This is a genomic window from Sphingomonas sp. SORGH_AS_0438, assembly GCF_031453475.1.
Classification (GTDB): Bacteria; Pseudomonadota; Alphaproteobacteria; order Sphingomonadales; family Sphingomonadaceae; genus Sphingomonas.
Genome location: NZ_JAVIZS010000001.1, coordinates 2,158,742 through 2,171,918, shown reverse-complemented (window position 1 = coordinate 2,171,918; position 13,177 = coordinate 2,158,742). Strand labels below are relative to the sequence as shown.

The window sequence follows — 13,177 nt, the reverse complement described above, 5'->3', positions numbered from 1 at the left end:
CCATTTCGCGAGCGATGGCCGAGCTACCGACCGGGATTCCGATGGCGCTGGAGCCGCTGGTCACGCGACTGCTCGCGCCCAATGCCTCGGCCTATACCTATACGGGCACCCAATCCTATCTGGTCGGCGAGACCGATCTGGCGGTGATCGATCCGGGGCCGGACGATCCCGCGCACATCGCCGCGCTGATCCGCGCGATCGACGGCCGACCGGTACGCGCGATCCTGGTCACGCATCATCACCGCGACCATAGCCCCGCCACCCGACCGCTCGCCCGCGCGACGGGCGCGCCGATCGTCGGCGCCGCACCCTTTGCGCCCGATTACGAGGGCGGCCGGTCCGACGCCGCCTTCGACCGCGACTATGCACCCGACCGCGTGCTGGCGGAGGCGGAGTCGGTGGCGGGGCAGGGCTGGACGCTGACCGCGCTGGCGACGCCCGGCCATACCTCCAACCATCTCTGCTTCGCCCTGCCGGAGACGAAGGCGCTCTTTTCCGGCGACCATGTGATGGGATGGGCGACCAGCGTCGTGTCGCCGCCCGATGGCGACATGGGCGATTACATGGCCAGCCTGGAAAAGCTGATGGGGCGCGACGACCGCGTCTTCTATCCGGGGCATGGCGAGGCGGTGGACAATCCGGCGCGGCTGGTGCGCGGGATGCTGGGCCATCGCCGCCAGCGCGAGGGGCAGATCCTGCGCCGGCTGGGCGAGGGCGTCTCGGCGGTGCCCGACCTGGTCGCGCGCCTCTATGCGGGGCTCGACCCGCGCCTGGTGCCGGCGGCGGAACGGTCGGTGCTGGCGCATCTCCATGATCTGAGGAAGCGGGGCCTGGTGGCCGAGGAAGGAGCAGGATGGCGGATCGCGGCGTAGAGGCGGAACGGACCACGGGCGCTGCCGTCGCACCCGCGCGGGGCGGCGGCATCGGCGCCTTCCTGGCCAAGACGGCGGGCGTGCTGGTGCTGCTGGTGCTGGCGGTGCTGATCGCGCTGTGGGGCGTGCAGCGCTATGTCACCGAGCGGCTGACCCCCGATCCGGTCACCGTCGCCTCCGCCAGCCTGCAAGGGCTGCGCGAGCAGAACCGCCTGTCCGCCTTCGCCGCGCGCTATGTCGCGGTCGTCACCTCCACCCAGTCGCAGCTCGGCTTCCAGACGCAGAAGACGCTGATCATGCCGGGCACCGTCCGCTACGAGGTCGATCTCGCCAAGCTGACCCAGCGCGACGTCGCCTGGAACCCGGAGACGCACACGCTGTCGGTGCGCCTGCCACCGGTCGAGGTGGACGGGCCGCAGGTCGATCTGAACGCCACCCGCGAATATGGCTCGGGCGGGGTGCTGTCGACCTTCACCAATGCCGAGGCGCAGCTCGATGCCGCCAACCGCCGCGCCGGCCAGGCCGAACTGCTGCGCCAGGCGCGCGAGCCGACCGCGATGGCGCTGGCCCGCGACGCGTCGCGCCGCGCGGTCGAGCGCAGCTTCACCATGCCGCTGCGCGCGGTGGGGGTCGACGCCAAGGTGGTCGTGCGCTTCGCCGACGAGCCTGTCGCCAATGACGAGCGCTGGGACGTGTCGCGCTCGATCGACGAGGTGCTGGCCAACCGGCGATAAGCCGATCCTGCTTGATCCCGGCGCGCGGGGCCGCCATGGCGGGCGGATCATAACGGGACCGAATGGCATGGATGCTAGGATTGGGATGGGCGGCAGCCTGACGGGCATGGACCTGTGCGCCGAGATCGATCGGCTGCGCAAGGAGCGCAACGCCGTGATCCTGGCCCATTATTATCAGGAACCGGCCTTGCAGGACATTGCCGATTTCGTCGGCGACAGCCTGGACCTCAGCCGCAAGGCGCAGGCGACCGATGCCGATGTGATCGCCTTTTGCGGCGTGCGCTTCATGGCGGAGACGGCGAAGATCCTGTCGCCCGACAAGATCGTGGTGCTGCCCGACATGGCGGCCGGCTGCTCGCTGGAGGATAGCTGCCCGCCGGAACAGTTCGCCGCGTTCCGCGCCGCGCATCCCGATCATATCGCGCTGACCTATATCAACTGCTCGGCCGAGGTGAAGGGGCTGTCCGACGTGATCGTCACCTCCTCCTCCGCAGAGGCGATCCTGGCGAAGATCCCGCCGGAGCAGAAGATCATCTTCGGTCCCGACCGCAATCTGGGCGGCTATCTGGCGCGCAAGACGGGCCGCGAACTGCTGTTGTGGCCGGGCGTGTGCATCGTGCACGAGGCGTTCTCGGAAACCGAGCTGCTCAAGCTCAAGGCGCAGCATCCCGGCGCGCCGGTCGCCGCGCATCCGGAATGTCCGGCGGTGATCCTGGACCATGCCGATTATGTCGGCTCGACCCGCGGCATCCTGGAATATGCGCAAGCCATGCCCGGCGACACGCTGATCGTCGCGACCGAGCCGCACATCATCCACCAGATGGAAAAGGCGATGCCGGAGAAGCGCTTCATCGGCGCGCCCGGCGCGGACGGCAACTGCAACTGCAATATCTGCCCCTATATGGCGCTGAACACGATGGAGAAGCTCTATCTGGCGCTGCGCGACCTGACCCCGCGCATCGAGATCGACGAGGACCTGCGGCTGCGCGCCAAGAAGAGCCTGGACGCGATGCTGGAAATGGCCAGCGCCACCGTGGGGCAGGGCGATCTCGGCCCCGCCAAGCCCGCCGCAGCGGTGACGGGCGACTGATGCTGCCGGACGGTTTCGACTGCGCCGCCTTCGTCGCCGCCACGCTGGCGGAGGATCTGGGGCCGGGCGGTGACATCACCAGCCAGGCGGTGATCCCGGCCGAGGCGCGCTTCACCGGCGTGATGGACAGCCGCGAGGCGATCACCGTCGCCGGGCTGGAGATTGCCGAGGCGTTCTTCCGCACGCTCGACCCGGATGTGGTGATCGAGCGGCTGGTCGAGGACGGGGCGCGGGTGGCGGCGGGGGCCGAGCTGATGCGCTTGTCCGGCGCGGCGCGCGCGATGCTGACCGCCGAACGGTCGGCGCTCAACACGGTGCAGCATCTGTCCGGCATCGCGACGCTGACCGCGGCCTATGTCGATGCGGTCGCGGGGACGGGGGCCACGTTGCTCGACACGCGCAAGACGATCCCGGGCCTCCGCCTGCTGGAGAAATATGCGACGCGGATGGGCGGCGCGCACAACCATCGCATGGGCCTGTGGGACGCGGCGATGATCAAGGACAATCACGTCGCGGTCGCGGGCGGCGTCGGCCCGGCGGTGGCGCGCGCGGTAGCGGCGGGGATCGAGCGCATCATCGTCGAGGTCGACCGGCTGGACCAGATCGAGCCGGCGCTGGCGGCAGGGGCGACGCATCTGCTGCTCGACAATATGGGGCCGCGGATGCTGGCCGAGGCGGTCGCCCTGGTCGACGGGCGGGTGCCGACCGAGGCGTCAGGCGGGGTCCGGCTCGACACGATCCGCGCGATCGCCACGAGCGGCGTGACCTATGTCAGTGTCGGCCGCCTGACCCAGTCGGCGCCGGCGGCCGATATCGGACTGGATTTCGCGGCGGTCTGACGTCGTCCGCTACTGCTTTTTCCCGGCCTTCGCCGGGGAATAGGAAGGAATGTGGGGAGGGGGCGACCCGGTCTTCCCGGATCGTCCCCCGATCGACAGCGTTATGCTCGCGAAACGAACGGTTCTCAGCCGGCATGATCGGCGGTAGAAGCCGGATGCTTGTGCAAGGGGAAAAGCGTGCGCCCGAAATCCATCGTCACGGCCGAGCAATTCTATCTGGGCGGCACCGCGCTGCTGCTCGTCAGTTCGCTGATGGTGTGGCGGCCGCTGGTCGATGCCTATGGCGCCGGGCTGGCGGGCGGCGTGACGGCCTTCACGGTCGGCGCGTTCCTGCTGCTGATCCTGTTCACCACCCGGCGCGGCAGCCGGATCGCACGCGGCCTGCTGATCGCGCTGACCGGGCTGGGCGCGATCTCGCTCCTCTACCAGATCGGGACGGGGCAGGTGGCACTGGGGCCGCTCGGCGTGGTCAATGTCGTGCAGGTGGTTCTGACGGTGATCGGCGCGGTATTGTTGTTCCGGCCGACCGCGCGCGCGTTCTTCGCGTGGCCGCATGATGATTGGGAAGAGGATGCGGTGGTGACGGAGAAGGAGTTGTGATCGTGCGGTTCGGATGGATGGCGGCGGCGGCCCTGATGGTCGTGCCGGCGGCGGTGCAGGCCCAGGCCTATAGCTGCGCGATCCCCAATGCCGTGCCGCGCCCGCATCCCGACCTGCCAAGCGACAGCCAGCCGCGCCGCGTGCTGCCGATTGGCGGCTATACCCTCGCGATCACCTGGGCACCCCGCTATTGCCGCGAGAATGGCGACGAGGCGAGCGCCCGGCTGCAATGCGGCAGCGGCAATCGCTTCGGCTTCACGCTGCACGGATTGTGGCCGGACGGCATCGGCAAGGACTGGCCGCAATATTGCCGGGCGACCCCCTTGCTGCCGCGCCCGGTGATCCGCGCCCATCTCTGCACCACGCCATCGGCGCAGCTGATGCAGCATGAATGGTCGAAGCACGGCACCTGCATGGCGGGCGAGACGCCGAAGAGCTATTTCAACCGCTCCGCCGCGCTCTATCGCAAGCTGCGCTATCCCGACATGGAGGCGCTGTCGCGCGCCCCCCTGACCGCCGGGCAGTTCGCCCAGGCGATGGCGCGCGCCAATCCGGGGCTGACCCCGGACATGATGCGCGTGACGGCGGACCGGCAGGGCTGGCTGGACGAAGTGTGGCTGTGTCTCGACAAGGGCTTCCGCTACCAGCGTTGCCCTGCGCATCAGGGTGGGCTGTCGCCCAACGCCTCGGTCAGGATCTGGCGCGGGCGGCGGTAACGCCAAGCCATTCCCCTTCCTGTTCCCCGGCGAAGGCCGGGGCCCAGTCGGGAAGGCTTTGGGTATCTGGCGTTGCGCGTCGTCATGATCGTCCCCCGACTGGGCCCCGGCCTTCGCCGGGGAACAGGAGAGCGGGGCGAGGGGCAGCCTGGCGCAGGATGACATCGGGTTGACCCAAGCCGTCATTGCGAGCGTAGCGACGCAATCCAGGGCGTCACGCGCGCGGCTGTGGATTGCTTCGCTACGCTCGCAATGACGTTTTCAGGTCGCGGTCATGTCATCGGGCTCTACCCGTCCCGCAACCCCACGCCGATCGCGGCGCGGGCGGAGTCGGCTTCGCTGCTGACCACCGGATAGGCGCAGTAATCGGCGGCGTAATAGGCGGACGGCCGATGGTTGCCCGACCAGCCGATGCCGCCGAACGGCGCATTGGACGCCGCGCCATTGGTCGGCTTGTTCCAGTTGACGATGCCCGCGCGGATCGTCGCCCAGAACCGGTCATAGAGCGCCGGTGTCTGGCTGATCAGGCTGGCGGACAGGCCGTAGCGGGTGGCGTTCGCCTCGGCGAGCGCGGCGTCGAAATCGTCGGTGCGCACGATCTGGAGGATCGGGCCGAACAGCTCGCCATCGGGCCGGTCGGCCATGGCGGTCACGTCGATCAGGCCCGGGATCAGGAAGGGGCGGTCCGGATCGGGGCGGGCCAGATGGCGGATCGCGCGGCCGCCGCGCATCACCAGCCCCAGAAAGCTTTCCGACAGATGGTCCGCCGCGTCATTGTCGATCACCGGCCCCGTGAAAGGGGCGGGATCGTCATGCGGCGCACCGACGATCAGCCGCCCGACCATGTCGTCGAGGATGGCGAGGAGGGCATCGGCCAGCCGCGCCTCGACGATCAGCCGCCGTGCGGCGGTGCAGCGCTGCCCGGCGCTGGTGAAGGCGGACTGAATCACCAGCACGGCCGCGCTGTGCAGGTCGGGCGTGTCCCAGACGACGATCGGGTTGTTGCCACCCATCTCCAGCGCCAGGATCTTCTCCGGATGCTCGGCGAACTGGCGGTTGAGCGCGAGGCCGGTCCGCGCCGATCCGGTGAACAACAGTCCGTCGATGCCGGGATGCGCCGACAGGGCGCGCCCCTCGGCCGGGCCGCCGACCAGCAGGCGGACGCACCCCTCCGGCACGCCGGCGGCATGGAGGCATTCGACCAGGAAGCGGCCGGTCGCCGGTGTCTTCTCGGACGGCTTGAACACCACCGCATTGCCGGCGAGCAGCGCGGGCACGATATGGCCATTGGGCAGATGCGCCGGGAAATTATAGGGGCCGAGCACCGCGAGCACGCCATGCGGCTTGTGCCGGATCGCCATGCGCGAGCCCATCTGGCCTTCCATGCGACGCTGCGCGGTGCGCTCGGCGTAGGCGGCGACCGAGATGTCGACCTTTGCGATCACCGAATCGACTTCGGTCCGTGCCTCCCACAGGGGCTTGCCGGTCTCGCGCGCGATCAGGTCGGCGAAGGGCTCGTGCCGCTGGCGCACCACATTGGCGAAACGGCGCAGCGTCTCGACGCGGTAGGACAGTGCCTGCGCCGCCCAGCCGGCCCAGGACGCGCGGGCAGCTCCGACCTCCGTGTCGACATCGCCGATCGGCAGGCGGGCCAGTTCCGCGCCCGTGGCAGGTTCATGGCTGACTAGCTCGCCCATCCGCACTCTATGGAGTCGTGCCGCGTTCAGGTCCAGCGGGTCGATGGGGGGAGGACGTTGTGCCGTTTCGGGACGGATCAGGCCAGCGCCTCGCCCATGGCGCGGATCGCCGCCACCTTCCCGTCCAGCCGCGACCAGTCGTCCTCAGCGGCGATCGGCGCCCAGATCGCCTCCACTTCGTCGATCAGCATCGCGCAGGGCTCGCCCGACCAATAAGCATGGTTGCGGTCCTTGCGGGGGGCATAAGGGGCCAGGCGGCTGCGCACCTCGTCCCATGCGCTGTCGTAGCTGTCGGGCAGGCGGTCACCAAAGGCGTCGAAGAACAGCCGATCGATGGGAGCCTGGGTGGTGCGCAGGGTCCGCTCCAGCGCGCGGACCAGCGCGCGATCCTCCTCGGCCCCGCGCGGCCGGACGCCGAGCCGCCACAGCATCGCCTCGACCAGGGCGGGGTGGAAATGGCCGGCGAATCCCTCCAGCGCGGCGATCAGCGGATCGCTCTCCGCCACCAGCCGCAAGGTCGCGGCGAGCTGCGCGACGTTCCAGCCGATCGCCTCGGGCTGGCGGCCAAAGGCATAAAGGCCCTGATGGTCGAAATAAGCGGCGGTGAAGCCGGGGTCCCAGGTCGGGGCGAACCGCCAGGGGCCATAGTCGAAGCTTTCGCCGGTGACGTTGATATTATCGGTGTTGAGGACGCCATGGACGAACCCCGCCGCCATGTAGCGCGCCGCCAGCACGGCGGTACGCTCGACGATATTAGCCAGCATCCGCACCGGATCGCCCGGCGCCTGTCCATGCAGTTCGACCAGCACGTAGTCGACCAGCCGCCGCATCGCCGCCTCGTCCTGGAACCAGGCGAGCCGTTGGAAGCTGCCGATGCGGATATGGCCGTGGCTCAGCCGGACCAGCACGGCGGAGCGGGTGGGGGAGGGCTCGTCGCCCCGGTCCAGCGCCTCGCCCGTCTCGATCAGCGACAGGGTGCGCGAGGTGGGGACGTTCAGCGCCTCCAGCATCTCGGTCGCCAGGAGCTCGCGCACGCCGCCCTTCAGCGTCAGCCGGCCGTCGCCAAACCGGCTATAGGGCGTCTGGCCCGACCCCTTGGTGCCGAGGTCCATCATCCGGTCGCGATCGTCGAGCATCTGCGCGAAGGTGAAGCCGCGCCCGTCGCCGATATCGGGATTATAGCTGCGGAACTGATGGCCGTGATAGCGCAGCGCCAGCGGCTGGGGCAGCGTGTCGGGCAGCGGCTGGAACCGGCCGAAATGGCCGAGCCACTCGGCCTCGTCCAGCCCGGCAAGGCCGATCGACGCGGCGGCGCGGTCGTTGCGGTAGCGGAGCATCGTCTGCGGGAAGTTTGCCGCCGCCACCGGGTCCCAGAAATCGGGGCCGAGGTCGAGCAATGCGGTGCGGGGGCGATATGCTTGCGGGCTGTGGGGCATGACGCGATATGGGGGGCTCCACGGCGGGGGTGCAACATGGCGGCGTATGAGAACATCTTCTGGTGGTCGAATGACGGCATCCGCCTGCACGCGCGGGACTATCCCGGGGATGCGGACCGGCTGCCGCTGATCTGCCTGCCCGGCCTGACCCGCAACGCGCGCGACTTCGCGGCGCTGGCCGAGGCGATGGCGGGGCGCCGGCGGGTGATCGCGGTCGATTTTCGCGGCCGCGGCGAGAGCGGCTATGCGCGCGACGCGATGAGCTATGTCCCGCTGACCTATGTGCAGGACGTGCTGGCGTTGCTGGCGGACCGGGGGATCGCGCGGTTCGTCGCGGTCGGCACGTCGCTGGGCGGGATCGTGACGATGCTTTTGACCGGACCCGCGCGCGAGCGGATCGCGGGCGCGGTGCTGAACGATATCGGCCCCGAGCTGGAGGCGGCGGGCATCGCGCGCATCCGGGGTTATGTCGGGCGCGGATCGAGCTGCCCGACCTGGTTGCACGCCGCGCGGACGCTGGCGGAGGCGCAGCGCGACATCTATCCGCATTGGGGCCTGTCCGATTGGCTGGCGATGGCCAAGCGGCTGTACCGCGTGACCTCCGCCGGGCGGATCGTGCTCGATTACGACCTGAAGATCGCCGAGCCGTTCCGGGTGCCGGGCGCGGAGACGGGGCCGGACATGTGGCAGGCGCTGGGCGGCCTGGGCGGCGTGCCCGTGCTGCTGGTGCGCGGCGAGCGATCCGACGTGCTGGGCGCCGCCACGGCGCGGCGGATGGCGGAGGCGCTGCCCGATGCCGAACTGGTGACGGTGCCGAGCGTCGGCCATGCGCCGATGCTGACCGAGCCGGAGGCGCTGGCGGGGATCGAGCGGCTGCTGGCCCGGGTCGACGGGGCCTAGGCGGAACCGCCCCCGCCGCAACGCGTCTCCACGCCATGGCCTTCGATCAGATCATCTTCACGCCGCATGACGTCGATCTCACCCGCTCGCCGCTGGCGGGGCGGATCGATGCCGAGACCTATGTGCTGGGTGCGTTCAACCCGGGGCTGACCCGGCTGGCGAATGGAAATCTGCTGATGATGGTGCGGGTGGCGGAGGCGCTGCGCCAGCCGATCCGGGACGGGCATGTCCATGCGATCCGCTGGACGGCGGAGGGCTATCGGCTCGATGCCTGGCCGCTGGCGCTGGTCGACACCGCCGATCCCCGCAAGTTCATGATGCGTGGCGGCGGGTGGAAGGTGATGGCGCTGACCAGCCTGTCCTGGCTGCTGCCCGTCGAGCTGTCGCCGGACGGGACCTCGGTGGTCGCCGTCCATTACGACCGCGCGATCGCGCCCACCGCCGATTATCAATGCTATGGCCTGGAGGATGCGCGGATCAGCCGCGTCGACGGCCGCTATTACATGACCACCTGCTCGGTCAGCCCGGAACGCCATGCGACAACGCTCTATACCAGCGACGATGCGCTGGACTGGGTGCTGGAGGGCATCGTCCTCGACCATCAGAACAAGGACATGCTGATCTTCGAAGGCAAGGTCGGCGGCAAGTTCTGGGCGCAGACCCGGCCGCTCGGCGACCTGTATTTCGCCTATCCGCCGGACAGCGAATGGCGGGCCGGTCCGTCGATCAACCTGGCGAGTTCGCCCGACGCGCTCCACTGGAAGCCCTATGACAAGCCGGGCATCCGGCCCCATGCCGCCACGGTGGCGACCGCGCGCATGGGCGGCGGCACCCCGCCGATCCTGACGGAGCGCGGCTGGCTGACGCTGTGGCACGGAGTCGAGCCATCGGGCGTGGTCGGCGTCTATCGCACCTATTGGTCGATCCTGGATCGCTATGATCCGTCGGTCACCGTCGCGACCGAACATGCGCCGCTGCTGGAGCCGGCACCGGCCCTGACCGAGCCGCTGAAGGACCTGCTCTATCTCGACAATGTCGTCTTCACGACCGGCATCGCGGAGCAGGGGGAGGAGTATGTCGTGGCGAGCGGCGAGGCCGATCTGGCCTGCCGCATCACCCATATCCCCCGGTCGACCTTCGCCTGACCGGGGGAAGCAACGGACTTAGTTGCTGTCCGAATTGTCGTCGACGGCGATGATGACGCCGCCCGCGATGATCGCCGCCGCACCGATCAGGCCGATGATCGCGCCAGGTGCCGCAAGCTTGTTGCCCTTCTTCGAAGGAGCCGAGGCACGCACCGACTTGGCGACCGACAGGCCGGCTGCACTGTTTGCGGGTGCGGCGAGAACCGGGGTGGCGCTCAGGGCGGCGATGCAGGCAGTTGCGACGATCGACTTGATCTTCATGGTAATTCCCTTTGTTTCACCGCTACAGGCACGATCCTGAATATGGTGCACAGCAGCAAAAGCAACATTCCGCCGCCATTTGCAAGCGACCTTTCCGAATCGTCGATTTATCCATTTTGGATTTATCGAAGCCGTTAAGATACTGTGTATATTGTGGTGGTTGGCGGCTTCCTTTCGAGCAAAGGCGTAAGATCGTACCGGTTCAAACCGGCCGCCGCATCGGCTAGGCGAGGGGAATGAGCGCACCTCTGTCGATCCTCCACCTCCATTCCTCCTTCGACCTCGGCGGCAAGGAGGCGCGCGCGGCGCGGCTGATGCAGGCCTGGGGCGAGCGGGCGCGGCATGTCATCGTCTCCGCCGATCCGGAGGCGCTCGGCGCGCGGGCGCGGATCGCGAGCGGTGTCCGATACGAGATCGCGCAGAACCCGCCGCCGCTCGCTGGACGACCCTCGGTCGGTCGGTACGAGGCGATCGCCAAGTTCATGCGGCGGTTCGACCTGGTGCTAACCTATGACTGGGGCGCGATCGACGGGGTGATGGCGCGGCGCGTCTTCGGCAAGGACATGCCGCCGCTGGTCCATCACGAGGACGGCTTTACCGGCGACGAGGCCAAGGGGCTGAAGATCGAGCGCAACCTCTATCGCCGCGCGGCGCTGTCCGCCGCCCATGCGCTGGCCGTGCCATCGGAGACGCTGGAGGAGATCGCGTTGCGTGCCTGGAAGCAGCCGGCCGCGCGCGTCCACCGCATCGTCACCGGCATCGCCACCCACGCCTATGGCCAGCCGGCGAAGAAGGGGGCGATCCCCGGCCTGGATCGCAAGGCGGGCGAGGTGGTGATCGGCGCGATCGGCAGCCTGACCCCGATCAAGAACTTCCCGGCGCTGGTCCGCGCCTGTGGCGGCCTGTCGGGCAAGTTCCGGCTGGTGATCGTGGGCGAAGGGCCGGAGCGCGCGGCGATCGAGCGTGCCGCGATGGCGATGGGGATCGACGACCGGCTGGTCCTGCCCGGCTCATTGGAGCGGAGCTACGACATGCTCGGCGCCTTCGACCTGCTGGCGGTATCGTCCGAGGCGGAGCAGTTCCCGATCGCGGTGGTCGAGGCGATGGCGGCGGGCCTGCCGGTCGCCAGCCTGCCGCTGGGCGATGTACGACGCATGGTCGCGCCGGAAAACCTGCCGTTCATCGCCGAATTCCCGACCGAGGTGCGCCTGCGCGACGTGATCCAGGCGCTGATGAAGGATGCCGACCTGCGGCGGTCCGTGGGCGCCGCGAACCGGCGAAAGGCGCTGGCCGACTATGACGAGGCGGTGATGATCCACCGCTACAAGGCGCTGTACGAAGGGGCGCTCGGCCGGCCCGGCGCGCTGGGCTGACGCCGGACGCTATTCTCAGATTAAGGTTTCGCGCAGCTTTGCCCTCGCACCGCCGGAACAAATCGGTATAGGGATGGGCACGATTTCCCGGAAGGTATGTGTCCCGTGTTCAAAGGCCTCTCTCCCATCAACTATAACGGCCGTGAAGTCTGGCCGCTGGTGGAGGGGGGCAAGGGCGTCGCCGCGACCAACCATGCCTCGGCCGGGGCCTGGGCGGCGGCGGGCGGCATCGGCACCGTCTCGGCCGTCAATGCCGACAGCTATGATCCCGATGGCAAAATCGTGCCGCAGATCTATCGCGCGCTGACCCGGCGCGACCGGCACGAGGAATTGATCCAATATGCCATCGACGGCGCGGTCGAGCAGGTGCGCCGCGCCTTCGACATCGCCGGCGGCAAGGGCGCGATCAACATCAACGTGTTGTGGGAGATGGGCGGCGCGCAGCGGGTGCTGCACGGCGTGCTGGAGCGGACGCGCGGCATGGTGGCGGGCGTCACCTGCGGCGCGGGCATGCCGTACAAGCTGTCGGAGATCGCGGCCTCCTACGAAGTGTCGTATCTGCCGATCGTCTCCTCGGGCCGGGCGTTCCGCGCGCTGTGGAAGCGTGCCTATTCCAAGGCGGCGAACTGGCTGGCGGCGGTGGTCTATGAGGACCCCTGGCTGGCCGGCGGCCATAACGGCCTGTCCAATGCCGAGGACCCGTTGAAGCCGGAGGACCCGTACCCCCGCGTCAAGGCGCTGCGCGACACGATGCGCGAGGGCGGCATTCCCGACAGCACGCCGATCGTGATGGCCGGCGGCGTCTGGTATCTTCGCGACTGGAACGACTGGATCGACAATCCCGAGCTGGGCGCGATCGCCTTCCAATATGGTACGCGCCCGCTGCTGACGCGGGAGAGCCCGATCCCCGACGATTGGAAGCACCGGCTGATGACGATCGAGGAGGGCGATGTGCTGCTCCATCGCTTCTCGCCGACCGGGTTCTATTCCTCGGCCGTCCGCAATCCCTTCCTACGTGCATTGGAGGCGCGGTCGGAACGGCAGATCGCCTTCTCGATGCAGGAAGCGGGCGACCATGTCTTCCAGCTCGACGTGGGCGTGAAGGGCAAGAATTTCTGGGTGACGCAGGGCGACCTGCTGCGCGCGCGCGAATGGTTCGGCCATGGCTTCACCCTGGCGCTGAAGACGCCGGACAACACGCTGGTGTTCGTGACCCCCGAGGAGGCCAAGGAAATCCGCAAGGACCAGGCCGACTGCATGGGCTGCCTGTCGCAATGCCTGTTCTCCAGCTGGGCAGACACCGAGACCAACTCGACCGGCCGGCTCGCCGATCCGCGCAGCTTCTGCATCCAGAAGACGCTACAGGATATCGCCCATGGCGGAGATACCGAGCAGAACCTGATGTTCGCCGGTCACGCCGCCTATAATTTCAAGAAGGACCCCTTCTACTCGAACGGGTTCGTACCGAGCGTGAAGCAGTTGGTGGATCGCATCCTGACGGGAGACTGACCCCA

Annotated in this window: 13 protein-coding genes; 10 read left to right on the top strand and 3 right to left on the bottom strand. The window is 68.6% G+C overall.

All coding sequences use genetic code 11. From position 1 onward, the window contains the following. The first annotated feature begins 14 nt into the window (after positions 1–14). The 6 genes from QE452_RS10070 (at position 15) to QE452_RS10045 (ending at position 4,851) form a co-directional block, all read left to right on the top strand. Positions 15–872, top strand: coding sequence for an MBL fold metallo-hydrolase (locus QE452_RS10070; RefSeq protein WP_309657940.1), 858 nt, complete (start codon positions 15–17; stop codon positions 870–872). Further along, on the top strand, positions 854–1,606 hold the full coding sequence (locus tag QE452_RS10065; RefSeq protein ID WP_309657941.1) for a DUF4230 domain-containing protein: 753 nt from the start codon (positions 854–856) through the stop codon (positions 1,604–1,606). The genes QE452_RS10070 and QE452_RS10065 overlap by 19 nt, the downstream gene beginning before the upstream one ends. Before the next feature lie 67 nt (positions 1,607–1,673). Continuing rightward, positions 1,674–2,696, top strand: coding sequence for a quinolinate synthase NadA (gene nadA, locus QE452_RS10060; protein WP_309657942.1), 1,023 nt, complete (start codon positions 1,674–1,676; stop codon positions 2,694–2,696). Continuing rightward, the gene (gene nadC, locus QE452_RS10055; protein WP_309657943.1) at positions 2,696–3,535 is read left to right on the top strand and encodes a carboxylating nicotinate-nucleotide diphosphorylase; all 840 of its coding nucleotides are present in this window, start codon (positions 2,696–2,698) and stop codon (positions 3,533–3,535) included. The genes nadA and nadC overlap by 1 nt, the downstream gene beginning before the upstream one ends. Before the next feature lie 177 nt (positions 3,536–3,712). Next, positions 3,713–4,135: a hypothetical protein gene (locus QE452_RS10050; protein WP_309657944.1), complete on the top strand. Its 423-nt coding sequence runs from the start codon at positions 3,713–3,715 to the stop codon at positions 4,133–4,135. Positions 4,136–4,152: 17 nt separating this feature from the next. Then, positions 4,153–4,851 (top strand): ribonuclease T2 family protein, encoded by a 699-nt coding sequence (locus tag QE452_RS10045; protein WP_309730538.1) that lies wholly within the window; start codon positions 4,153–4,155, stop codon positions 4,849–4,851. A 287-nt stretch (positions 4,852–5,138) separates the two neighbouring features. On the opposite strand, the gene astD is transcribed toward QE452_RS10045, so the two are convergent. Next, a complete protein-coding gene (astD, locus tag QE452_RS10040) occupies positions 5,139–6,548 on the bottom strand; it encodes a succinylglutamate-semialdehyde dehydrogenase (protein WP_309657945.1) in 1,410 nt (469 codons plus the stop codon). 77 nt (positions 6,549–6,625) lie between these two features. Then, the gene (locus QE452_RS10035) at positions 6,626–7,984 is read right to left on the bottom strand and encodes a protein adenylyltransferase SelO family protein (RefSeq protein WP_309657946.1); all 1,359 of its coding nucleotides are present in this window, start codon (positions 7,982–7,984) and stop codon (positions 6,626–6,628) included. A gap of 36 nt (positions 7,985–8,020) precedes the next feature. Between QE452_RS10035 and QE452_RS10030 the strand changes: the two genes are divergently transcribed. Then, positions 8,021–8,884: an alpha/beta hydrolase gene (locus QE452_RS10030; RefSeq protein WP_309657947.1), complete on the top strand. Its 864-nt coding sequence runs from the start codon at positions 8,021–8,023 to the stop codon at positions 8,882–8,884. Positions 8,885–8,919: 35 nt separating this feature from the next. After that, positions 8,920–10,029 carry a glycosidase gene (locus tag QE452_RS10025; protein WP_309657948.1) on the top strand — a complete coding sequence of 370 codons (1,110 nt, stop codon included), beginning with the start codon at positions 8,920–8,922 and terminating at the stop codon, positions 10,027–10,029. Positions 10,030–10,047: 18 nt separating this feature from the next. On the opposite strand, the gene QE452_RS10020 is transcribed toward QE452_RS10025, so the two are convergent. Beyond that, positions 10,048–10,290 (bottom strand): hypothetical protein, encoded by a 243-nt coding sequence (locus tag QE452_RS10020; RefSeq protein WP_309657949.1) that lies wholly within the window; start codon positions 10,288–10,290, stop codon positions 10,048–10,050. A 236-nt stretch (positions 10,291–10,526) separates the two neighbouring features. Between QE452_RS10020 and QE452_RS10015 the strand changes: the two genes are divergently transcribed. Both QE452_RS10015 and QE452_RS10010 read left to right on the top strand, forming a co-directional pair. Next, positions 10,527–11,663, top strand: coding sequence for a glycosyltransferase family 4 protein (locus QE452_RS10015; protein ID WP_309657950.1), 1,137 nt, complete (start codon positions 10,527–10,529; stop codon positions 11,661–11,663). Positions 11,664–11,768: 105 nt separating this feature from the next. Further along, complete coding sequence (locus QE452_RS10010) at positions 11,769–13,172, top strand: nitronate monooxygenase family protein (RefSeq protein ID WP_125993183.1); 1,404 nt, start codon at positions 11,769–11,771, stop codon at positions 13,170–13,172. Positions 13,173–13,177 lie beyond the last annotated feature (5 nt).